This window comes from Agrococcus citreus, from assembly GCF_039527715.1.
In the GTDB taxonomy this organism is placed as follows: domain Bacteria; phylum Actinomycetota; class Actinomycetes; order Actinomycetales; family Microbacteriaceae; genus Agrococcus; species Agrococcus citreus.
Window position 1 is genome coordinate 881,945 of record NZ_BAAAKK010000001.1, and the last position, 21,529, is coordinate 903,473.

General features: G+C 72.8%; 22 protein-coding genes. 9 read left to right on the top strand and 13 right to left on the bottom strand.

From position 1 onward, the window contains the following. From mraW to ABD106_RS04345, 3 genes are all read right to left on the bottom strand, one after another. Positions 1–330 (bottom strand): 16S rRNA (cytosine(1402)-N(4))-methyltransferase (gene mraW / locus ABD106_RS04335; RefSeq protein WP_343917650.1); only part of this gene is annotated, 330 nt, incomplete at its 3' end. A 97-nt stretch (positions 331–427) separates the two neighbouring features. Beyond that, on the bottom strand, positions 428–859 hold the full coding sequence (mraZ, locus tag ABD106_RS04340; RefSeq protein ID WP_343917652.1) for a division/cell wall cluster transcriptional repressor MraZ: 432 nt from the start codon (positions 857–859) through the stop codon (positions 428–430). 298 nt (positions 860–1,157) lie between these two features. Beyond that, a complete protein-coding gene (locus ABD106_RS04345) occupies positions 1,158–1,538 on the bottom strand; it encodes a DUF3040 domain-containing protein (RefSeq protein WP_343917654.1) in 381 nt (126 codons plus the stop codon). A 71-nt stretch (positions 1,539–1,609) separates the two neighbouring features. On the opposite strand from ABD106_RS04345, the gene ABD106_RS04350 reads away from it, so the two are divergent. Next, positions 1,610–2,722, top strand: a complete 1,113-nt coding sequence (locus ABD106_RS04350) for a polyprenyl synthetase family protein (RefSeq protein ID WP_343917656.1) — start codon at positions 1,610–1,612, stop codon at positions 2,720–2,722. A 4-nt stretch (positions 2,723–2,726) separates the two neighbouring features. Continuing rightward, the gene (locus tag ABD106_RS04355) at positions 2,727–3,107 is read left to right on the top strand and encodes an HNH endonuclease (protein WP_343917658.1); all 381 of its coding nucleotides are present in this window, start codon (positions 2,727–2,729) and stop codon (positions 3,105–3,107) included. Here ABD106_RS04355 and ABD106_RS04360 read toward each other — a convergent pair. Continuing rightward, positions 3,104–3,436, bottom strand: coding sequence for an Rv2175c family DNA-binding protein (locus ABD106_RS04360; RefSeq protein WP_343917660.1), 333 nt, complete (start codon positions 3,434–3,436; stop codon positions 3,104–3,106). The genes ABD106_RS04355 and ABD106_RS04360 overlap by 4 nt on opposite strands. Before the next feature lie 66 nt (positions 3,437–3,502). Between ABD106_RS04360 and pknB the strand changes: the two genes are divergently transcribed. Further along, complete coding sequence (gene pknB / locus ABD106_RS04365; protein ID WP_343917662.1) at positions 3,503–5,425, top strand: Stk1 family PASTA domain-containing Ser/Thr kinase; 1,923 nt, start codon at positions 3,503–3,505, stop codon at positions 5,423–5,425. A gap of 8 nt (positions 5,426–5,433) precedes the next feature. On the opposite strand, the gene ABD106_RS04370 is transcribed toward pknB, so the two are convergent. Continuing rightward, positions 5,434–6,816: a class II 3-deoxy-7-phosphoheptulonate synthase gene (locus tag ABD106_RS04370; RefSeq protein ID WP_343917664.1), complete on the bottom strand. Its 1,383-nt coding sequence runs from the start codon at positions 6,814–6,816 to the stop codon at positions 5,434–5,436. Positions 6,817–6,860: 44 nt separating this feature from the next. Further along, a complete protein-coding gene (locus ABD106_RS04375) occupies positions 6,861–7,586 on the bottom strand; it encodes a lysophospholipid acyltransferase family protein (RefSeq protein ID WP_343917666.1) in 726 nt (241 codons plus the stop codon). Positions 7,587–7,678: 92 nt separating this feature from the next. On the opposite strand from ABD106_RS04375, the gene ABD106_RS04380 reads away from it, so the two are divergent. Both ABD106_RS04380 and ABD106_RS04385 read left to right on the top strand, forming a co-directional pair. Continuing rightward, entirely contained in the window at positions 7,679–9,547 is a 1,869-nt protein-coding gene (locus ABD106_RS04380) for an AMP-dependent synthetase/ligase (protein WP_425545710.1), read from the top strand. A 36-nt stretch (positions 9,548–9,583) separates the two neighbouring features. Next, entirely contained in the window at positions 9,584–10,420 is an 837-nt protein-coding gene (locus tag ABD106_RS04385; protein WP_343917670.1) for a class I SAM-dependent methyltransferase, read from the top strand. 6 nt (positions 10,421–10,426) lie between these two features. On the opposite strand, the gene ABD106_RS04390 is transcribed toward ABD106_RS04385, so the two are convergent. Both ABD106_RS04390 and ABD106_RS04395 read right to left on the bottom strand, forming a co-directional pair. Then, positions 10,427–10,918 carry a peptide deformylase gene (locus tag ABD106_RS04390; RefSeq protein WP_343917672.1) on the bottom strand — a complete coding sequence of 164 codons (492 nt, stop codon included), beginning with the start codon at positions 10,916–10,918 and terminating at the stop codon, positions 10,427–10,429. After that, entirely contained in the window at positions 10,915–14,319 is a 3,405-nt protein-coding gene (locus tag ABD106_RS04395; protein WP_343917674.1) for a pyruvate carboxylase, read from the bottom strand. The genes ABD106_RS04390 and ABD106_RS04395 overlap by 4 nt, the downstream gene beginning before the upstream one ends. A gap of 65 nt (positions 14,320–14,384) precedes the next feature. Here ABD106_RS04395 and ABD106_RS04400 point away from each other — a divergent pair, with 65 nt between their 5' ends. Beyond that, the gene (locus tag ABD106_RS04400) at positions 14,385–15,308 is read left to right on the top strand and encodes a ParA family protein (RefSeq protein ID WP_343917676.1); all 924 of its coding nucleotides are present in this window, start codon (positions 14,385–14,387) and stop codon (positions 15,306–15,308) included. Positions 15,309–15,884: 576 nt separating this feature from the next. On the opposite strand, the gene ABD106_RS04405 is transcribed toward ABD106_RS04400, so the two are convergent. The 5 genes from ABD106_RS04405 to ABD106_RS04425 form a co-directional block, all read right to left on the bottom strand. After that, on the bottom strand, positions 15,885–16,469 hold the full coding sequence (locus tag ABD106_RS04405) for a MerR family transcriptional regulator (RefSeq protein WP_343917678.1): 585 nt from the start codon (positions 16,467–16,469) through the stop codon (positions 15,885–15,887). 160 nt (positions 16,470–16,629) lie between these two features. Next, positions 16,630–17,313, bottom strand: coding sequence for a transcriptional regulator FtsR (gene ftsR, locus ABD106_RS04410; protein WP_343917680.1), 684 nt, complete (start codon positions 17,311–17,313; stop codon positions 16,630–16,632). Beyond that, positions 17,310–17,765 carry an FHA domain-containing protein gene (locus ABD106_RS04415; protein ID WP_343917682.1) on the bottom strand — a complete coding sequence of 152 codons (456 nt, stop codon included), beginning with the start codon at positions 17,763–17,765 and terminating at the stop codon, positions 17,310–17,312. Before ABD106_RS04415 ends, ftsR begins: the two co-directional genes overlap by 4 nt. 137 nt (positions 17,766–17,902) lie before the next feature. Further along, positions 17,903–18,217 carry an AzlD domain-containing protein gene (locus ABD106_RS04420; RefSeq protein WP_343917684.1) on the bottom strand — a complete coding sequence of 105 codons (315 nt, stop codon included), beginning with the start codon at positions 18,215–18,217 and terminating at the stop codon, positions 17,903–17,905. Next, the gene (locus tag ABD106_RS04425) at positions 18,214–18,966 is read right to left on the bottom strand and encodes an AzlC family ABC transporter permease (protein ID WP_343917686.1); all 753 of its coding nucleotides are present in this window, start codon (positions 18,964–18,966) and stop codon (positions 18,214–18,216) included. Before ABD106_RS04425 ends, ABD106_RS04420 begins: the two co-directional genes overlap by 4 nt. Before the next feature lie 58 nt (positions 18,967–19,024). Here ABD106_RS04425 and ABD106_RS04430 point away from each other — a divergent pair, with 58 nt between their 5' ends. Genes ABD106_RS04430 through ABD106_RS04440 form a run of 3 tightly spaced genes read left to right on the top strand, consistent with a single transcriptional unit; the run spans position 19,025 to position 21,521 of the window. Then, positions 19,025–19,663: a DNA-3-methyladenine glycosylase I gene (locus ABD106_RS04430; RefSeq protein ID WP_343917688.1), complete on the top strand. Its 639-nt coding sequence runs from the start codon at positions 19,025–19,027 to the stop codon at positions 19,661–19,663. Beyond that, the gene (locus ABD106_RS04435) at positions 19,660–20,397 is read left to right on the top strand and encodes a glutamine amidotransferase-related protein (RefSeq protein ID WP_343917690.1); all 738 of its coding nucleotides are present in this window, start codon (positions 19,660–19,662) and stop codon (positions 20,395–20,397) included. Before ABD106_RS04430 ends, ABD106_RS04435 begins: the two co-directional genes overlap by 4 nt. Then, positions 20,394–21,521 carry a glycerate kinase gene (locus tag ABD106_RS04440; protein WP_343917692.1) on the top strand — a complete coding sequence of 376 codons (1,128 nt, stop codon included), beginning with the start codon at positions 20,394–20,396 and terminating at the stop codon, positions 21,519–21,521. The genes ABD106_RS04435 and ABD106_RS04440 overlap by 4 nt, the downstream gene beginning before the upstream one ends. Positions 21,522–21,529: the final 8 nt, after the last annotated feature.

Sequence of the window (21,529 nt, forward strand, 5' to 3'; positions counted from 1 at the left end):
GTCGAGCAGGATGCCGTCGGGGGCGTGGGGGCCGGCGGCCTCGACGGCGAGGTCGATGCGGTCGTAGGTCGCCTGGACGGGCCGGAAGCGGTCGCCGAAGCGCGCGAGGCGCGAGCCCGCGAGCCGGATGGCGTCGGGGTCGCGGTCGATGCCGGCGACGACGAGCGTGGAGTGCGCGGCGAGCAGCGCCTCGGTGTGGCCGCCCATGCCGAGCGTGCCGTCGACGACGACGGGCGCGCGCCCGGCAGCGGCGGCTGCCTCGATCGCGGGGGCGAGCAGCTCGAGCGTGCGAGCGAGCATCACCGGGGTGTGGAGTGCGGATGCGTCCATGTCGTGTCCCATCCCGACCCGGCCCCTGATCCCCATCCGTTCGACGCGCCACCGGGGAAGGTGCGGCGCGGCGGACAGCTGGGGGTCACGGGCCAGGTCAGAAGATGCCGGGGATCACCTCCTCGGTCGTCGACGCGAAGTCGGCCTCCTTGGCCGCGTAGTACTCGTTCCAGGCCGTCGTGTCCCAGATCTCGGCGCGGCTGCCCGCACCGATGACGGTGAGGTCGCGGCCGAGGCCCGCGTAGTCGCGGAGGTTCGCGGGGATCGTCACCCGGTGCTGGCTGTCGGGCTGCTCGCTCGACGCGCCCGAGAGGAACAGGCGGAGGAAGTCGCGGGCACCCGCGGAGGTGAGCGGCGCCTGCCGGATCTGCTCGTGCACCCGCTCGAACTCGCGGATCGAGAAGACGTAGATGCACCGCTCCTGGCCGCGTGTGAGCACGAGGCCGCCCTCGAGCTCCTGCCGGAAGCGGGCGGGGAGGATGACGCGGCCCTTGTCGTCGAGCTTGGGCGTGTGGGTGCCGAGGAACACATCGCCCCCTCTCGTCCGGCCTGCGAGAACCGCCGACTCCTGCCGACTTCCTCCACTCTACTCCACTAGCCGCCACGCGTGCCGGAAATCGCGCCGCGAATCGCGGCTCTTCCTCAAGATTCCGCGGGGATCGGCGGTGGAGGGATTTCCCGCCGCTCGCGGCTCGCGCGCGCCGTCCGGGCACGACGGCGTGGCCCGGCGCGGCCGGCAGCGCCCCTGGCACGCGAAAGGGGCCAGCGCGCATCGCGCTGGCCCCGTCGTGGAGGTGTGTGGAGGGCTGAGCCCTGGAGTCTTGGCCCTAGCCCCTCGTGTTGCGGTCGTCCCACTCCTGGGCGAGCCGGTCCATGAGGCCCGGACCCTGCTTCGCAGCCGCCGGTCCCTGGCCCGGCCGTCCCTGCGCGGCGGCGTCGTCGCCGGTCGCGGGCTTCGAGGCCGACAGCGCCCAGAGCGCACCCACGACCGCGACGCCGAACCCGGCGACGCCGATGACGGCGAGCTTCATCAGCACGCCGACGACGACGAGGACCAGGCCGACGGCGATGCCCAGCACGCCGATCGCGACCTTCGTGTAGTCGACGGTCCGCGGACCGCTCGACGTGTTCACGATGTCAGCCTCGTGCTTGTAGAGATTGCGCTCCATCTCGTCGAGCAAACGCTGCTCGTGCTCGGAGAGGCCCATCTCGCACCCCCTTCGCTCGACTGGTGCGGATGGCCAGTCTACGCGTCTCCGCTGTCAATAGCATGTGGGATGTGTCCGCCCAGCAGCGATTCTCCCGAGCCGTCGACGGCTCCCTCCAGCAGTACCTCGATGCGCGCGAGCGCGCCCTCACCGAGATCTCGGCCGATGCGGCCCCGCTCATGCGGCTCGTGCGCGAGATGGTGTCGGGCGGCAAGCGCGTGCGCAGCTCGTTCGTGCTGTGGGGATGGCACGCCGTCGCGGCGTCCCGGCCGGGTGCGCCGCACACGACGGGCACCGAGCAGGACCCCGAGTGGGTTGACGTCGTGGGCGTCGCGACGGCGATGGAGCTCTTCCACGCCGCCGCGCTCGTGCACGACGACATCATCGACGCATCCGACACTCGCAGGGGCAGGCCCGCGATGCACCGAGCGCTCGAGGCCGTGCACCGCGACGGCGAGTGGGTGGGCGACGCCGCCTCGTGGGGATCGAGCGCCGCGCTGCTCGCGGGCGACCTGCTGCTCAACTGGGCCGACGACCGCATGCTGCTCGCGTGCCGCGGCGCGGCGCACGGCGACGCGGTGCACGACGCATACCGACGGATGCGCGAGGAGGTCACCTTCGGGCAGTACCTCGACGTGCTCGAGGAGGCCGCGTGGATCCGCCAGGAGCCCGCGGCGCTCCTCGACCGAGCGCACACGGTCGCCGTCTACAAGTCGGCGAAGTACTCGGTCGAGGCGCCGCTGACGCTCGGCGCACTGCTCGCGGGCGCGAGCGACCGCCAGCTCGACGCGCTCGCGGGCTACGGGCTGCCGGTGGGCGTCGCGTTCCAGATGCGCGACGACCTGCTCGGCGTCTTCGGCGACCCGGCCGTGACGGGCAAGCCCGCCGGCGACGACCTGCGCGAGGGCAAGCGCACCGTGCTCATCGAGATCGCGCGGCAGCGGCTCACCCCCGGCGTGCGGACGATGCTCGACGAGCTGCTCGGCGACCGCGAGCTCGACGAGCGCCAGGTGGCGATCCTGCAGGACGCGATCCGGCGGTCCGACGCGCCCGCGCGCCTCGAGGCGCTCATCGACGGCGCCGTCGGCGAGGCGCTCGAGTCGCTGCACGAGGGCGAGCTCTCGCGCTCCGCCGTGCTCGAGCTCGAGCGGCTCGCCGACACGGTCTCGAAGCGCGACAGCTGACGCCGTGCCCGCTCGCCGCAGGTTCCCGAGCGCGAAGCCCGCGGCCCGCGCCCGCTACGCGAAGCGACGGCAAGGGCGGCTCGCCCGCGTCGACAACGACCTCACCGCGGAGCAGTGGGCCGACCTCCTCGCCGCGTGGGAGGGCTGCGCCTACTGCCGGGCGACGGATGTCGCGCTGCAGCGCGACTGCGTCATGCCGATCTCGCGCGGCGGGCGCTACACCCTCGAGAACGTGGTCCCCGCCTGCCCGTCGTGCAACGCGAGCAAGCACAGCAGCGAGGTCACGGGGTGGCTCCGGCGCAAGCGGCTCGACGAGCGCGCGTTCCTGCTCCGGCACGCGACGATCCTGCCGACGCTCCTGCGCTGCGAGGACGAGCCGGACTAGCCGAGCAGCTGCGCGGCCTTCCGCACCGAGGCCTTGCCGCCGGCGCGCATCGCGTCGATCGGCGTCATCCCGAGCGAGTCGTCCTCCGCGAGCAGCCAGTCGATCGCCTCGTCCTCGGTGACGCCGAGGTCGTGGAGCACGAGCAGCGTGCCCCGCAGCTCGCTGAGGGGCTCGCCGTCGCGCACGCACAGCGCGGGCACCTGCAGCGTGCCGTTGCGGCGGGTGGCGGGGAGGCGGTGCTCCTCGATGAGGCGGTGGATGCGGCCGACCGGCTGACCGAGCAGGGTCACGAGGTCGGGAACGGTGAGCCATGCGGTGTCGTGTGTCACGCTCCCATCCTGGCATTGCGGCGTGGGTCATCGGCAAGCGCCGGTCCGCCGCCTATCCTCGCCTTCGTGCCCGTCGACCCCCGCGATCCCGTCATCGGACGCACGATCGACCGTCGGTACGCGGTCGGCGAGCGGATCGCTCGCGGCGGCATGGCAAGCGTGTACGAGGGGCTCGACCTGCGGCTCGACCGCAAGGTCGCCGTCAAGGTCATGCACCCGCACCTCGGCGACGACGAGCACTTCCGCGAGCGCTTCATCCAGGAGGCGAAGGCGGCGGCGCGGCTCGCGCATCCGAACGTCGTCAACACCTACGACCAGGGCGAGGACGACGGGCTCGCGTGGCTCGTGATGGAGCTCGTGCCGTCGATCACGCTCCGCGACCTGCTCGCGGAGCGCGGCCGCATCACCTCCGAGCAGTCGCTCGACGTGCTCGAGGCGATCCTCGCGGGCCTCGCCGCCGCGCATCGCGCGGGCATCGTGCACCGCGACCTCAAGCCCGAGAACATCCTGCTCGCGCACGACGGCCGCATCAAGATCGGCGACTTCGGCCTCGCGCGCGCGGCGACCCAGAACACCGCGACCGGCAAGGCGCTGCTCGGCACGATCGCCTACCTCTCCCCCGAGCTCGTCACCCGCGGCCTCGCCGACGCGCGCAGCGACATCTACGCGGTGGGCATCATGCTCTTCGAGATGCTCACGGGCCAGCAGCCGTTCGTCGGCGACGAGCCGATGCAGATCGCCTTCCAGCACGCGAACGAGCAGGTGCCGCTGCCGTCGAGCGTCGCGAACGGCGTGCCGGAGGCGCTCGACTCGCTCGTGCACTGGGCGACGCAGCGCGACCCCAACCTGCGGCCCTCCGATGCCTCGGAGATGCTCGCCGAGCTGCACGCGGTGCGCGAGCGCGGGCTCGACAGCCCCACCACCGTCATGCCGTTCGTCGCGGAGGACGACCGCTCGACGACCGTCATCGAGCGGCCCCGGCCGCAGCGGCGCCGCCAGCTGGCCGAGCCCGAGGTCGTGCACGACGCCGGCGACGGGGTCGCGACCACCGCGCTCGCGCGGCGCGTCACCGTGCGCCGACGGCGCGGGATGCTGTGGCTCGCGATCGTGGTCATCGGCGCGCTCGTCGCTGCCGGCATCGGCTGGTGGTTCAACCTCGGGCCGGGCGGCAGCGCGACCGTGCCGTCCGTGGCCGGCGAGACGCAGGAGGCGGCGCTCGCGCTGCTCGCCGCCGAGGGCATCGAGGTGGACGGCACCGTCTCGGAGCCCGACTACGACACCCCGGCCGGCCACGCGCTCCGCACCGATCCGGGGGCGGGCACCGTGCTCGCGAACGGCGAGGCCGTGCAGCTCGTCGTCTCGTCGGGCCGCCGCAGCCTGCCGCCGCCCGCCGTCGCCGGGATGCCCGTCGACGAGGCGCGCGCCGCGATCGAGGCCGCCGAGTTCACGGTCGCTGACGGCGAGCCAGACGCGGTCTTCGACGGCGCCACGGCCGGCACCGTGCTCGCGGCGTTCACGCCCGACGGCACCGACGTGTCGCAGCTCGAGGCGATCGAGGAGCGCACCCCGATCGCCCTCCGGGTCTCGCTCGGGCCCGTGCCGGCCGAGGCCGGCCAGGTCGCCGCCGAGGCGCAGGCGGCGCTCGAGCAGGCGGGGCTCGTCGTGGACTTCTCGGCGCAGGAGCACTCCGACGAGGTCGAGCAGGGGCGGCTCATCTCGCTCGCCATCCCCACCGACCGGCAGCTGCGGCGAGGGGACTCGATCTCGGGCGTCGTCTCGCTCGGACCGGTCATGGTCGACGTGCCGGACGTCGTGGGCATGACCATCCCGGACGCCGTGCAGGCGATCCGCGACGCGGGCCTCGTGCCCGACCTGCGCACGAACGTGCCGGAGCCGCTCCAGGCGCTCGCGGCGATCCTCTCGCAGGACCCGGGCGCGCCCGGACCGGTCGTCGAGGGCACGACGGTCGTGATCGACGCCACCTACTGACGGAGCCCCTAGGGGCGCTGGGCGGCGCGCAGCTCCTCGGCGACGAGGAACGCGAGCTCGAGCGACTGCATGTGGTTGAGCCGCGGGTCGCACAGCGACTCGTAGCGCGACTCGAGGCCGAGCTCGTCGATCTCCTCCGAGCCGCCGAGGCACTCGGTGACGTCGTCGCCCGTGAGCTCGACGTGGATGCCGCCCGGGAACGTCCCGACCGCTCGGTGCGCCTCGAAGAAGCCGCGCACCTCGTCGACCACGTCGTCGAAGCGGCGCGACTTGTAGCCGTTCTTCGTCGTGATGCCGTTGCCGTGCATCGGGTCGGTGACCCACAGCGGCGTCGACTCGAGCGACTTCGAGGCCTCGAGCAGCGGCGGCAGGGCGTCGCGGATGCGACCGGCGCCCATCCGGGTGATGAACGTGATGCGGCCGGGCTCGCGCTCGGGGTCGAGCCGGTCGACGAGCGCCTCCATGTCGGCGGCGGTCGTCGATGGGCCCAGCTTCACGCCGATGGGGTTGCGCACCCGTGAGAAGAAGTCGACGTGCGCGCCGTCGATCTCGCGCGTGCGCTCGCCGATCCACTGGAAGTGGCTCGAGGTGTTGTAGGCGAGGCCCGTGCGCGAGTCGATGCGCGTCATGGCGCGCTCGTAGTCCATCAGCAGGCCCTCGTGGCCCGTGAAGAACTCGACGCCGCGCAGCTCGTCGAAGTTCGCGCCCGCGGCCTCCATGAAGCGCACGGCGCGGTCGATCTCGCCGGCGAGCGCCTCGTAGCGCGCGAACGACGGGTTCTGCGCGAAGCCCTTGTTCCACGAGTGCACCTGGCGCAGGTCGGCGAAGCCACCCTGCGTGAAGGCGCGCACGAGGTTGAGCGTCGATGCGGCCATGTGGTAACCGCGCAGCATCCGCTGCGGGTCGGCCGTGCGCGACTCGAGCGTGAAGTCGTAGCCGTTGACGATGTCGCCGCGGTAGGCCGGCAGCGTCAGGTCGCCGCGGGTCTCGGCGTCGCTCGAGCGCGGCTTGGCGAACTGCCCGGCCATGCGACCCATCTTCACGACCGGCATCGCGGAGCCGTACGTGAGCACGACCGCCATCTGCAGGATCGTCTTCACGCGGTTGCGGATGTTGTCGGCCGTGGCGCCCGCGAAGGTCTCGGCGCAGTCGCCGCCCTGCAGCAGGAACGCCCGGCCCTGCGCGGCGGCGGCGAGCCGATCGCGCAGCATGTCGACCTCGCCGGCGAAGACGAGCGGCGGGGCGCTGCGCAGCTCGCGGCGCACCTGCTCGACGGCGTCCTCGTCGGGCCACGCGGGCTGCTGCTTGACCGGCAGCGCGCGATACGCGTCGAGGCCCTGCTCGATGGAGCCGCGCTCGTCGGCGTCGGGGATCGCGATCGTGTCAGTCATGCTCGCCTTCGCTTCCAGCGGCGCGGTGCGCGCCACGGATCAGTCTACCGAGCGGGTCGGCCGCCGCGGTTCGCGGCGAGCGCCCGGCGCTCCGCCTCGACCCGCGACTTCACGCTCGACGCGTAGACGTCGATGTACTCCTGGTCGGAGATGCGGTTGAGCGCGACCATGATCTCGTCGGTGATGGACCGCAGCACGAAGCGGTCGCCCTCGAGGTTGTAGTAGCGCGAGAAGTCGAGCGGCTCGCCGAAGATGATCCCGATGCGGCCGACCTTCGGGAGCCGCCGGCCGATGGGCATGATCTTCTCGGTGTCGACCATGACGCACGGCACGACCGGCACGCGCGCGTCGAGCACCATGCGCGCGACGCCGGTACGACCGCGGTAGAGCTTGCCGTCCGGGCTGCGCGTGCCCTCGGGGTAGATGCCGATCAGCCCGCCGTCCTGCAGCTTCTGCAGCGCGGCGTCGAGGCTCTGCGAGCTCTTCTCGCCGCCCGAGCGGTCCATCGGCAGCTGGCCGACCGCGAGGAAGAACCACCGCATGAGCCGGCCCTTGAGGCCCTTGCCGTTGAAGTAGTCGGACTTCGCGAGGAAGTAGACGCGGCGGTCGATGACGAGCGGCATGAGGAAGGAGTCGATCACCGAGAGGTGGTTGCCGGCGATGATCGCCCCGCCCTGCTGGGGGATGTTGTCGACGCCCACGACCCACGGCCGGAAGACGCGCGTCATGTACGGCCCGACCACCCAGTGCCGCATCAGCCAGTAGAACATCGCACCTCCCAGAGGCCTCGAGCCTAGGGCAGTCGTGCGTGCCGCACAGACATGCGGCGGACGTGCGAGGCCCCGGCACGCGCGACCATATGATGAGGAAAAGCACGACAGCCGAAGGAGTCCCAGTGCCACAGCTCACCGTCCCCGAGGGCGTCACGCCGCCCGTCGTCCCCGCGGACCCGGAGGCGAACGTCACGGACCTCCTCGAGGAGACGCTGCTCAACCACCCCGATGCGCCGCTGTTCGCGGTGCCCGAGGGCGAGGGCTGGCGCGACATCTCGACGCGCGAGTTCCACCGCCAGGTGATCGCGCTCGCGAAGGGCCTCGTCGCGGCGGGCGTGCAGCCGGGCGACTCCGTCGGCTTCATGTGCAAGGTGCGCTACGAGTTCTCGCTCGTCGACTTCGCGCTCTGGTACGCCGGCGCCCGCATGGTGCCCGTGTACGAGACGTCGGCCCCGTCGCAGATCCAGTGGATCCTCTCCGACGGCGGCGCGACCCGGGTCATCCTCGAGGACGCCGACCTCGTGTCGCGCTTCGACGAGGCGCACGGCGACCTGCCCGCGATCACCGACGTCTGGCGCATCGACCGCGGCGACCTCGACCGGCTCGTCGAGCAGGGCAAGGATGTGCCCGACGACGAGATCGAGCGCCGCCGCTCGCTCGCCGTCGGCAGCGACATCGCGACGCTCATCTACACCTCGGGCTCGACCGGCCGCCCCAAGGGCACGATGATCACGCACTCGAACTTCGTCGAGCTGTGCCGCAACGCCCGCGTCGTCATGAAGGATGTCGTCGGCCCCGGCACGTCGACGCTGCTGTTCGTGACGCAGGCGCACGTGTTCGCCCGCTTCATCTCGGTGCTCGCGATCGCCTCGACGGTGCGCGTCGGCCACCAGTCCGACACGAAGAAGCTGCTCGCATCGCTCGGCTCCTTCCGCCCCACCTTCTTCCTCGCCGTGCCGCGCGTGTTCGAGAAGGTCTACAACGCGAGCGAGCAGAAGGCCGAGGCCGGCGGCAAGGGCAAGATCTTCCGCCGCGCCGCCCAGGTCGCCGTCGCGCACTCGAAGGCGCTCGACGCCGGTCACGTGCCGCTCCCCCTCAAGCTGCAGTTCGCGCTCTTCGACCGCCTCGTGCTCAACAAGCTCCGCACCGCGATGGGCGGGCGGGTTAAGTACGCCGTCTCGGGCTCCGCCCCGCTGTCGACGTTCCTCGCGCACTTCTACCGCTCGCTCGGCATCCGCATCCTCGAGGGCTACGGCCTCACCGAGACCACCGCGCCGCTCACCGTGGGCCTCCCCGACCGGTTCAAGATCGGCACGGTCGGACCGGCGCTGCCCGGCAACGGCGTGAAGATCGCCCCCGACGGCGAGGTGCTCGGCAAGGGCGTCGCCGTGTTCGCCGGCTACTGGCAGAACGAGCAGGCGACGCAGGAGGCGTTCACCGAGGACGGCTGGTTCCACACCGGCGACATCGGCTCGCTCGACGCCGACGGCTACCTCACCATCACGGGCCGCAAGAAGGAGCTCATCGTCACCGCCGCGGGCAAGAACGTCGCGCCGAACACGCTCGAGGACCCGATCCGCTCGAACACGATCATCGGGCAGCCGGTCATCGTGGGCGACCAGAAGCCGTTCGTCGCCGCGCTCATCACGCTCGACGCCGAGATGCTCGCCACCTGGCTCGAGAACCACGGCCACGACAAGTCGATGTCGCTCGAGCAGGCCGCCGCGCATCCCGCGGTCGTCGAGGAGGTGCGCGGCGCGATCCAGCGCGCGAACCGGCTCGTCTCGCGCGCCGAGTCGGTGCGCAAGTTCGCGATCCTGCCGATCGAGTTCGTCGAGGCGTCGGGCTACCTGACGCCGAAGATGTCGATCAAGCGCCACAACATCATGAACGACTTCAAGCCGCAGATCGACGACATCTACGCGTCGAACTCCACGGCGCACGACGTCGGCGAGTGAGCCGCCGGTGCTCTCGGTGATGGGTCGGCCGCTCGCATGATCGTCCCGAACGCGCCGCAGAGCACCGCGGCGGTCGCCGACCACTACGACGAGCTCGACCTCATCTACCGGCGGGTGTGGGGCGAGCACGTCCACCACGGCCTGTGGACGACGGGGCGCGAGTCGCCCGACCAGGCGGTGGAGGCGCTCGTCGACACGGTCGGCGACCGCTTGCGCCTCGAGCCCGGGCAGCACGCCGCCGACATCGGCTGCGGCTACGGCGGCACCGCGCGCCGGCTCGCGACCACGCGCGGCGCTCGGGTGACCGGGTTCACGCTCTCGGCCGAGCAGGCCGCGTACGCGGCGGCGCACCCGGTCGACGGCGTCGACATCCGCGTCGGCGACTGGCTCGAGAACGATCTCGCGGATGCGTCGGTCGACGCGGCCTGGTCGATCGAGTCGAGCGAGCACATGGTCGACAAGCAGGCGTTCTTCGACCAGGCGCATCGCGTGCTCGCGCCCGGCGGCCGCCTCGTCGTCTGCGCGTGGCTCGCCGAGACGGGCGCGACCGGCTGGAAGGTGCGGCACCTGCTCGAGCCGATCTGCCGCGAGGGCCGCCTGCCCTCGATGGGCACGCGCGAGGAGTACGAGGCGATGGCGCGCGCGGCCGGCTTCGAGGTCGTCGGCTTCGAGGACGTCAGCCGCCGCGTGGCGCGCACGTGGACGATCTGCGCCCGCCGGCTCGCGCGCGCGCTCGTGACCGACCGCGACATCCGCCGCATCGCCCTCCCGGCGCGCAACCGCGTGTTCGCGCTGTCGTTCCCCCGACTCATCGCCGCCTACCGCACGGGCGCGATGCGCTACGGCATCTTCACGCTCGAGAAGCGCGACTGACGCGGTTCAGTACCAGGGGGCCTTCCGCACCTCGGCCATCGCGACGCTGCGCATCTCCTTGTCGAGCGCCTGCAGGTAGAGCCTGCCGTCGAGGTGGCCCATCTCGTGCTGCAGCAGCTGCGCCATGAGACCCTCCCCCTCGAGCACGACCTCCGCGCCGTCGAGGTCGACGCCCTCGACGCGCGCGAACGGGTGCCGCGGCGTGGGGAAGCCGAGCTCGGGCACCGACAGGCAGCCCTCGTCGACGAGCTCGGGCTCGCCGCGCACCTCGACGATGCGCGGGTTGAGCACGTAGCCGACCTGCCCGTCGACGTTGTAGGAGAAGGCCGCCTTCGCGACGCCGATCTGGTTGGCGGCGACGCCCGCGCGACCCGGCAGCCGCACGGTGTCGAGCAGGTCCTGCACGAGCGCGGCGGTCGCGGGCGCGCCGGGGTCGACCTGCGCGGCGCGCTCGCGCAGCACCGGGTCGCCGAAGACACGGATCTCTCGCACGCTCATGCCGGGCGCACCACCGCGATGAGGTCGCCGGCCTCGACCGGCGTCGTGCCCGTGAGCGCCATGCGCTCGATCGTGCCCGCGATGGAGGTGGTGATCGCGGCCTCCATCTTCATCGCCTCGATCGTCGCGATCGGGTCGCCCGCGGCGACCGTGTCACCCTCGGCGACCTTCACCGTCACCGCGCCCGCGAACGGGGCGGCGACGTGGCCGGGTGCCGACGCATCCGCCTTCTCCGCCTTCTGCTTGTCGACCGTCACGGAGCGGTCGCGCACGTAGACGGGGCGCAGCTGGCCGTTGAGGACCGTCATGACGGTGACGATCCCGTCGTCGTCGGGCTCGCCGACCGCCTCGAGCTCGACGTTGAGGGTGACGCCGCGGCCGATGCCGACCTGGTGCTCCTCGCCGTGCTGCATGCCGTAGAGGTAGTCGATCGTGTCGACGACCGAGAGGTCGCCGTACTGCTCGCGGACCTCCTTGAACGCGGCGGTGGGGCCGGCGAAGAGCAGCTCGTTGAGCGCGTCCTGACGGTCGGCGCCGGGCTCGCGCAGCCGGTCGAGCTGCTCGGTCGTGAGCGGCGTGACCGAGATGTCGACGTCGCGGCCCTCGAGCACCTTCGAGCGGAACGGCTCGGGCCAGCCGCCCGGCAGGTCGCCGAGCTCGCCGGCCATGAACCCGATGACGGAGTCGGGGATGTCGTACTTGCGCGGGTCGCGCTCGAAGTCGTCGGGGTCGACGCCCTGCGCGACGAGCTGCAGCGCGAGGTCGCCGACGACCTTCGACGACGGCGTCACCTTCGTGGGACGGCCGAGGATGCGCGAGGCGGCGGCGTACCAGTCCTCGATCTTCTCGAAGTCGTCGGCGAGGCCGAGCGCGATCGCCTGCTGGCGCAGGTTCGAGAGCTGCCCGCCCGGGATCTCGTGGCGGTAGACGCGGCCGGTCGGGCCCGGCAGTCCCGACTCGAACGGCTTGTAGAGGCGGCGGACCGCCTCCCAGTAGGGCTCGAGGTCGCTCGCCGCGTCGAGCGAGATGCCCGTGTCGCGATCGGTGTGCGCGACGGCCGCGATGAGCGCCGAGAGCGACGGCTGGCTCGTCGTGCCGGCCATCGGGGCGCTCGCGACGTCGACCGCGTCGACGCCGGCTGCGGATGCGGCGAGCAGCGTCGCGAGCTGGCCGCCGGCCGTGTCGTGCGTGTGGAGGTGCACCGGCACGTCGAAGCGCTCTCGGAGCGCCGCGACGAGCTTCGACGCCGCACCGGCGCGCAGCAGTCCCGCCATGTCCTTGATCGCGAGCACGTGCGCCCCCGCGTCGACGATGCGCTCGGCGAGCGCGAGGTAGTAGTCGAGCGTGTAGAGGTCCTCGGCCGGGTCGAGCAGGTCGCCCGAGTAGCACAGCGCCACCTCGGCGACCGTCGTGCCGGTCGCGAGCACCGCGTCGATCGCGGGCCGCATCTGGTCGACGTCGTTGAGCGCGTCGAAGATGCGGAACACGTCGATGCCGGTCGCGGCTGCCTCTTCGACGAACGCCTCCGTCACCTCGGTCGGGTACGGGGTGTAGCCGACGGTGTTGCGGCCGCGCAGCAGCATCTGCAGCGGGATGTTCGGCATGCTCTCGCGGATGCCCGCGAGCCGCTCCCACGGGTCCTCGCCGAGGAAGCGCAGCGCGACGTCGTAGGTCGCGCCGCCCCACGCCTCCATCGAGAGCAGCTGCGGCGTCATGCGGGCGACGTGCGGCGCGACGGCGACGAGGTCGGCGGTGCGCACGCGCGTCGCGAGCAGCGACTGGTGCGCGTCGCGGAACGTCGTCTCGGTGACCGCGAGCGAGGTGCGCTCGCGCAGCGCCTTCGCCCAGCCGGCCGGGCCGAGCTCCTGCAGCCGCTGCCGCTCGCCGTCGGGTGCGGGCGCCTCGAGGTCGATCTCGGGCAGCTTGATGGCCGGGTTGATGACGTCGACGGCCTCGCCGTTCGGCTGGTTGACGGTCACGTCGGCGAGCCACGCGAGCACCTTCGACGCGCGGTCCTTCGGCGGGTTGATGCGCGTGAGCTCGGGGTGCTCGTCGATGAAGTGCGTCGACACGTCGCCCGAGCGGAAGTCGTCGCTGTCGAGCAGGTTGAGCAGGAACGGGATGTTCGTGGCGACGCCGCGGATGCGGAACTCGCTCACCGCGCGGTGCGCGCGCCGGATGGCCGTATCGAGGTCGCGGCCGCGGCACGTGACCTTCGCGAGCATCGAGTCGAAGTGGGGGCTGACCTCGGTGCCCGGGTTGATCGTGCCGCCGTCGAGGCGCACGCCCGCGCCGCCCGGCGAGCGGTACGCGGTGATGCGGCCGGTGTCGGGGCGGAAGCCGTCGGCGGGGTTCTCGGTCGTGACGCGGCACTGCAGGGCCGCGCCGTGCATCCGGATCTCGCCCTGCGTGAGCCCCAGGTCGGCGAGCGACTCGCCCGCGGCGATGCGGATCTGGCTCGCGACGAGGTCGACGTCGGTGATCTCCTCGGTCACCGTGTGCTCGACCTGGATGCGCGGGTTCATCTCGATGAACACGTGCTGGCCGGCGCGCTCCCCTGCGGTGTCGAGCAGGAACTCGACGGTGCCGGCGTTGACGTAGCCGATCGAGCGCGCGAAGGCGACGGCGTCGCGGTAGAGCGCGTCGCGCTGCTCCTGCGAGAGGTTCGGGGCGGGCGCGAGCTCGACGACCTTCTGGTGGCGGCGCTGCACCGAGCAGTCGCGCTCGAACAGGTGCACCGTCTCGCCCGAGGCGTCGGCGAGGATCTGCACCTCGATGTGGCGCGGGCGCACGACGGCCTGCTCGATGAACATGGTCGCGTCGCCGAACGCGCTGTCGGCCTCGCGCATGGCGGCCTCGAGCGCGCCCGGGAGGTCCTCGCGGCGCTCGACGAGCCGCATCCCTCGGCCGCCGCCTCCCGCGACGGCCTTGCAGAAGACCGGGAAGCCGAGCTCGTCGGCGCCGGCGATGAGCGCGTCGAGGTCGGTGGTGGCGGGGGTCGAGGCGAGCACGGGCACGCCCGCGGCGATCGCGTGCTCCTTCGCGGTGACCTTGTTGCCCGCCATCGCGAGCACCGAGGGTCCGGGGCCGACGAACGTGATGCCCGCCTCGGCGGCGGCGGTCGCGAGCTCGGGGTTCTCGCTCAGGAAGCCGTAGCCCGGGTAGATGGCGTCGGCGCCGGCGTCCTTGGCGACGCGGATGATCTCGCTCACCGTCAGGTAGGCGCGCACCGGTCGGCCCGGCTCGCCGATCTGGTACGCCTCGTCGGCCTTCTGGCAGTGGAGGGAGTTGCGGTCCTCGTGTGCGTACACCGCGACGGTGCGCACGCCCAGCTCGTTCGCGGCGCGGAAGGCACGGATCGCGATCTCGCCTCGATTGGCGACAAGCAGCTTCGAGAACATGCGGATTCCTCCGAACAGTGCGGCGACGCGGGCTTTCCAATCTAGTGCCGCTAGGCTTGGCCGCCGTGCACGTACTCTCGATCAGCTCCCTCAAAGGCGGTGTCGGCAAGACGACCGTGACGCTCGGTCTCGCCTCCGCCGCCTTCGCCAAGGGCCTCCGAACGCTCGTGGTCGACCTCGATCCGCAGTCCGATGCCTCGACCGGCATGGACATCGAGATCGAGGGCCGCCTCAACGTCGCCGACGTGCTCGCGAACCCCAAGGACAAGGTCGTCCAGCAGGCGATCTCGCCCTCCGGCTGGACGCAGGGGCACGGCGGCACGATCGACGTCCTCATCGGCTCGCCCTCCGCGATCAACTTCGACGGACCGCATCCGACCATCAAGGACATCTGGAAGCTCGAGACGGCGCTCACGACCGTCGAGAACGACTACGACCTCGTGCTCGTCGACTGCGCTCCGTCGCTCAATGCGCTCACCCGCACCGCGTGGGCAGCGTCCGACCGCGTGCTCGTCGTGACGGAGCCCGGCCTGTTCTCCGTCGCCGCCGCCGACCGCGCGCTCCGCGCGATCGAGGAGATCCGCCGAGGCCTGAGCCCGCGCCTCCAGCCGCTCGGCATCGTGGTGAACCGCGCACGGCCGCAGTCGCTCGAGCACCAGTACCGCATCCAGGAGCTCAAGGACATGTTCGGGCCGCTCGTGCTCGAGACGATCCTGCCCGAGCGCACGTCGATGCAGCAGGCGCAGGGCGCTGCCCGGCCGCTGCACGTGTGGCCCGGCGAGGGCGCGCAGGAGATGGCGCTGCAGTTCGACGAGCTGCTCCAGACCGTGCTGACCGCGTCGGGCCGCATGGGCGACGAGGCTGCCTCGGGCCGCAAGGTGCCCGCGCCGACCGCCGCCGTCGACGCGACCGCCGCTGCCGAGCTCGAGGAGGCCGCGGCCGCCGAGGCAGCCGACCCCGACGCGACCGCCGCCGAGCCCACCAAGTAGCAGCGCCTTCCCCCTCCCGCACCCGCGCCGCCGCGAGTGGTCACGCCCGCACCTGAGTGGTCACTCCCGCACGTGAGTGGTCACTCCGGGATGTGAGTGGCGCCTCCCGCGCGTGAGTGGCGCCTCCCCCACCTGAGTGGCGCCTTTCGCGCGTGAGTGGCGCCTCCCGCGCGTGAGTGGCGCCTCCCGCACGTGAGTGGCGCCTCCCGCCGGCACGGAGGCACCTGCCGGACGCGAGCTACGGAACGAAGCCGTGCCACCACCATCCCTGCGCGCATCGACGACCACAGACCATCTCGCGCCTCACGACTCCCCGGACCCGACCTATCCGCGTGCCGCTCGCTCCGAGAGGCGCCGCTCAGATTCAGAGGCCGCCACTCACGCGCGGGAAGCGCCACTCAGGTGCGGAAGGCGCCACTCAGGTGCGGATGGCGCCACTCAGGTGCGGAAGGCGCCACTCAGCTGCGGAAGGCGCCAGTCAGGCGCGGGAGTGACCACTCAGGCGCGGGATTGACCAGTCAGGCGCGGGAGTGACCACTCACGCAGGCGGGGCGGAGCGCGGCGGAGTGGGGCGGGTCAGGCCGTGCGGCTCTTGCGCGCGCGGCGCGCAGCGAGCTCGTCGACGTGGCTCTCGTCGACCCTCGTGACCTCGAGCTCGATGAGCTGGGTCTCGACCTCGCGGAGGACCTTGCCGACGGCGATGCCGAAGACGCCCTGGCCGCGGCCGAGGAGGTCGATGACCTCGTCGCTCGACGTGCAGAGGTAGACGCTCGCGCCGTCGGAGATGAGGGTGGTCTGCGTGAGGTCGCGGACGCCGGCCTCGTGGAGCTGCTGGATGGCGACGCGGATCTGCTGCAGCGAGATGCCGGTGTCGAGCAGTCGCTTGACGAGCTTGAGCACGAGGATGTCTCGGAACGAGTAGAGCCGCTGGCTGCCGGAGCCGTGGGCGGTGCGCACGGTGGGCTCGACGAGCCCCGTGCGGGCCCAGTAGTCGAGCTGGCGGTAGGTGATGCCCGCAGCGTCGGCGGCGATCGCGCCGCGGTAGCCCACGGCGTCGGACTCCTCGGGCAGGCCGTCGGTGAACAGCAGGCCGGCCTCGAAGCGGCCGGCGGCGCCCGCGTCGGTGCCGCCGTGGGTATCGTCCAGGCTGCCGTCGCGCATGGCCGTTCCTTCCGCAGTGCTGGGCTCAACCTTCAAGAAGAGATTGAGTGTTAGGCCCCACCGTAGCGACCCGATGCCCCGCCGCCGTGCATCTCGTGCCCGGGGCGGCGTGTCGGACCGAGTCTACGCCCTGCCGCCCACGAACGGCTCGACGCGCTGGTCAGGAGCCGAGCGCCTCGCGCGTCAGCAGCTCCCGCACGGACTGGATCTGACCGGCGAGGTCGCGGGCCGCCTCTGCGGCCTTCGCCTGGCTGCCGGTCTCGCGGCGGCCGCGCATGGGCTTGAGCGCCGACTCGATGAGCGCGGCCTCGCGCTGCGCCGACTGGCGCATGCCGCGCAGGTGGCGCGGCTCGATGCCGTAGCGCTGCAGCTCGACGAGCGCGCGCAGCGCCTGCACCGCGTCGTCGCCGAACGGCTCCGCACCCGGGATGAGCTGCGCGGAGATGGCGTCGGCGAGCAGCTGCTTCGTCGCGCCCGCCTCGGCCTGCAGCTCGGCGCGCGAGAGCCGCCGCTCGACCGCGAGGATCGACGGCGCCTCGACGCGCACGTTGGCGCCCGGGACCTGCGGCGTGCGGCCGGCGTCGATGTCGTCGAGGTGACCGAGGATCACCTTGAGCGGCAGGTAGTGGTCGCGCTGGAGGGTGAGGATGTAGCGCAGCCGCTCGAGGTCGGCCGCGTCGAACTTGCGGTAGCCCGACGGCGTGCGCTGCGGCGAGATGAGCCCCTGGTCCTCGAGGAAGCGCAGCTTCGACGGGGAGAGATCGGGGAACTCGGGGCCGAGCTTCGCCAGCACCTGGCCGATGGAGAGGAGTCCCGCGGGCTTCCTCGCCGCCTGTGCGCTCACGCCCGCGGTTCGAGGTCGAGGCGGGAGCGGTAGAAGGTGAGGCGGAACTTGCCGACCTGCACCTCGGCGCCGTCGTGCAGCACCGCGCGGTCGACGCGCTCGCCGTCGAAGTAGGTGCCGTTGAGCGACCCGAGGTCGCGCAGCTCGAAGGCCGTGCCCTCGCGCGTGAACTCGGCGTGACGGCGCGAGACGGTCACGTCGTCGAGGAAGATGTCGGCGTCGGGGTGGCGACCGGCGATCGTCGAGTCCTGGTCGAGCAGGAACCTGGCCCCCACGTTGGGGCCGCGGCGCACGACGAGGATGGCCGAGCCGGAGGGCAGCGAGGCGACCGCCTCGCGGTCCTCTGCGGAGGTGCCGGAGAGCATCGCCGCGAGCTGCGCGCGGTAGTCATCACCCCACGACTGCGTGCTGTCGCCGTCGGGGCCCGGCTTCCCGGCGTCGTGCTCGGTCATGCGCTTTCCTCCACGCGGACGGTGCCGGCGGAGCCGGCGAGTGTCGTTCAGCATACGGGTTCGAGGCTTCGTCCGGACTCGGAGCCGCCGTCGCCTGAGAGGCCCACCCTAGCGAATCGGAGCGCCCCGCGTGACGCTCACGGCAGGCCCGCGAACTGGCGCAGCAGCGCCGCCGTCGCCGCGGCGGCAGCGACCGCGACGATGAAGGGCGCCCGTACGGCGAACAGCCCCGCCGCGACCGCCACCGCGGGGATGCGCGCGTCGAGCACGATGCCGTCGCCGCCGCCGAGCGCCTGCACCGCGACGAGGCCCGCGAGCAGCGAGACGGTGAGCAGCTCGAGGGTGCGGCGCGGCCGCGGGCTGTCGAACAGCCGCGGCGGCACGGCGTAGCCGAGCAGCTTGATGGCGAGCACCGCGATGCTCGCGAGCAGCAGCAGGTGCCAGGTGGTCATGCGTGCTCCCCTCGCGGATGCGTCGTGTCCGGATGCCCTGCACCGGCGGCCGCGCCCGGGTCGGGCAGCGTCGACTCGTGCTTGGGCCCGAGCCAGTTCGAGAGCCCCACCACCACGCCGACGGCCGCCGCGACGATCACGGGCAGCCCCGCCGGCAGCACGGGCAGCAGCGCGGTGGCGAGCACGGCGCTCGCCGCCGCGACGGCGACAGCCTGCCGCGCGCGCAGTCGCGGCCACAGCAGCCCGACGAACGCCGCAGCCGCCGCGGCGTCGAGCCCCCACTGCTTCGGGTCGCCCAGCAGGTCGCCGAGCACCGCGCCCGCGAGCGTCGCGAGGTTCCAGCCGATCCAGATGCCGACGCCCGTCACCCAGAACCCGACGCGCTGCGACCGCGGCTCCGGCTGCGCGAGCGCGACCGCGGTCGACTCGTCGATCGTCACGTGCGCCGCGAGCGGCATCATGAGCCCCCGCGGGTCGACGACGCGCCGCATGCTCATGCCGTAGAGCGCGTTGCGCAGCCCCAGCATCGCTGCGCTCGCGACGCCCGCGATGCCGCCGCCCGCCGCCATCACGCCGATGAAGGCGAACTGCGAGCCGCCCGAGAACATCAGCAGGCTCAGCACCATGGTCTGCCACAGGTCGAGCCCGGACGAGATCGCGAGCGCGCCGAACGAGAGCCCATAGGCGCTCGTTGCGACGACGACGCTGAGCCCCGCGCGCCACGCGCGCCGCACCGCATCCGTCTGCACCGATCCAGCCTACGAGTGGTGCCAGGTGCTCGTCGCCCGCCGCCGCTAGCGTGGTGCCATGCACCTGATCGTCGGCGAGGACGGCCTCGCGCGCCCGCCGTGGGCGGCGACCGACCCGCTGCTGCGCGACTACTACGACCGCGAGTGGGGCATGCCCGTGCGCGACGAGACGGGGCTGTTCGAGCGGCTCTCGCTCGAGGCCTTCCAGTCGGGGCTGTCGTGGGCGACGATCCTGCGCAAGCGACCGGCGTTCCGCGAGGCGTTCGCGGGCTTCGAGGCGGATGCGGTGGCCCGCTTCGACGACGACGACGTCGAGCGCCTGCTCGCCGACGCCGCGATCGTGCGCAACCGCCGCAAGATCGACGCGACGATCGGCAACGCCCGCGCGACCGTGGCGCTGCGCGAGCAGGGCGGCCTCGCCGAGCTGATCTGGTCGTTCCAGCCGGAGTGCACCCCGACGCCCGAGACGCTCGCCGACGTGCCGACCGTCTCGGCCGAGTCGCTCGCACTGTCGAAGGCGCTCAAGCGCCACAGCTTCGCGCACGTCGGGCCGACGACGATGCACGCGCTCATGGAGGCGGTCGGCGTGATCGACACCCACCTCGTCGGCTCGCACCGACGGGGCTCGAGCGGCGTGTGGACGGCCGACGGGCGCCGAGCAGTGGACGGACGAGCAGCGGAGAGGCAGCCGGCATGAGCCGCATCCTGATCGTGCAGTCGCGGCCCGAGGACGACGTCGCCGGCGCCGAGCTCGAGGCCATGGTGCGCTTCGGCCGGCTCGACGAGTCGCGCATCCACCGCGTGCGGCTCGACCGCGACCAGCCCGAGATCGACCTCCGCGACGTCGACGCCGTGCTCATCGGCGGCGGCCCGGCGAACTTCAGCGACGACCCCGAGCTGCGGCCCGCGGCCCACGCGGGCGTCGTGCCGTGGCTGCAGGCGCTCGCGGTGCGCGTCATGCGCGACGACATCCCCTACCTCGGCGCCTGCCTCGGGCTCGGCGCCGTCGTGCACGCGCTCGGCGACCGGATGATCCGCGGAGTCGCCGAGTCCGTCGCTCCCGTCGAGCTGAGCCTCGTCGGCGACGACTGGCTCACCGAGGGCCTCCCCCGAGCGTTCACGGCGTTCGGCGGGCACAAGGAGGGCATCCGCGAGGCGCCCGCGGGGTCGCCCGGCCTGCCGGTGGCGACGCTCGCCGTCTCGGCCGCGTGCGTGCACATGCTGCGGGTCGGCGAGCACGTCGTCGCGACCCAGTTCCATCCCGAGCTCGACGCCGACGGCCTCGAGCAGCGCATCCGCGCCTACCGCGACCACGGCTACTTCTCCCCCGACGAGGTCGACGACCTCGTGCGGGCGGGCAGGGCCGCGCACGTCGAGCACCCGCAGACGATCCTCGCGCGCTTCGCCGAGCGCTACGCGCTGACGCGATGACGCGCGGTCGAGTGGTCGTCGCCTTCGACGCGTTCAAGGGCAGCCTCACCGCGCTCGAGGCGTGCGAGGCCGCGGCGCGCGGCGTGCGCGACGCGATGCCGGGCACCGACGTCTCGCTCGTGCCGATGGCCGACGGCGGCGAGGGCAGCCTCGACGCGCTGCTCGCCCGCGGCGGGGAGCGGCGCTCGACCGAGACGGTCGACGCGATCGGCAGGCCCGCCCTCGCCCACTGGGCGCTCGACGGGCAGCACGCGGTGATCGAGCTCGCGCAGGCGGCGGGGCTGCCGCAGGTCGAGGACGCGCCGCTGCGGCCGCTCGAGGCGACGACGGCGGGCCTCGGCCGCGTCGTGCTCGCGGCGCTCGACGAGGGCGCGACCGAGGTGACCCTGCTGCTCGGCGGATCGGCCACGACCGACGGCGGCACGGGCGTGCTGCGCGCGCTCGGCGCGAGCCTCACGGATGCGTCGGGCCAGCCGATCGCGGACGGCGGCGGCGGCCTCGCCGCGCTCGAGCGCCTCGACCTGCGCGACCTCGACCCGCGAGCGCTCGCCGCCCGATGGCGCTTCGTCACCGACGTCGACGCGCCGCTCACGGGACCGCGCGGCGCGGCGGCGGTGTTCGGGCCGCAGAAGGGCGCGACCACGCACGACGTCGTGCTGCTCGACGACGCGCTCGGCCGGCTCGCTCGCGTCGCGGCCGCGGAGCTGGCCATCGACGAGCGCTCGATCGCCGACGTGCCGGGCGCGGGCGCCGCCGGCGGCATCGCGAGCGCGCTGCGCGCCCTCACGGGCGGCGAGATCGTCGCGGGCGGCGTGTGGTTCGCGGCACTCGCGGGACTCGACGACGCGGTCGTCGGCAGCGCGCTCGTGCTGACCGGCGAGGGTCGCTTCGACGAGCAGTCGGCGGGCGGCAAGGTCGTCTCGGTCGTGCACGACGCGGCCGTGCGGCACGGCGTGCCGCTGTGCGTGCTCGCGGGCGCCGTCGACGCGCGCGCCGCCGCGGCGATGCGCGTGCCTGCCCTGTCGATCGCCGCCGGCGCCGCGAGCCTCGCCGACCTGCAGCGCGACGCGGCCGACCTGCTCGCGGCGGGCGCCGCATCCGTCGCCCGGCTCGCCCTGCGCTAGCGGGCGAA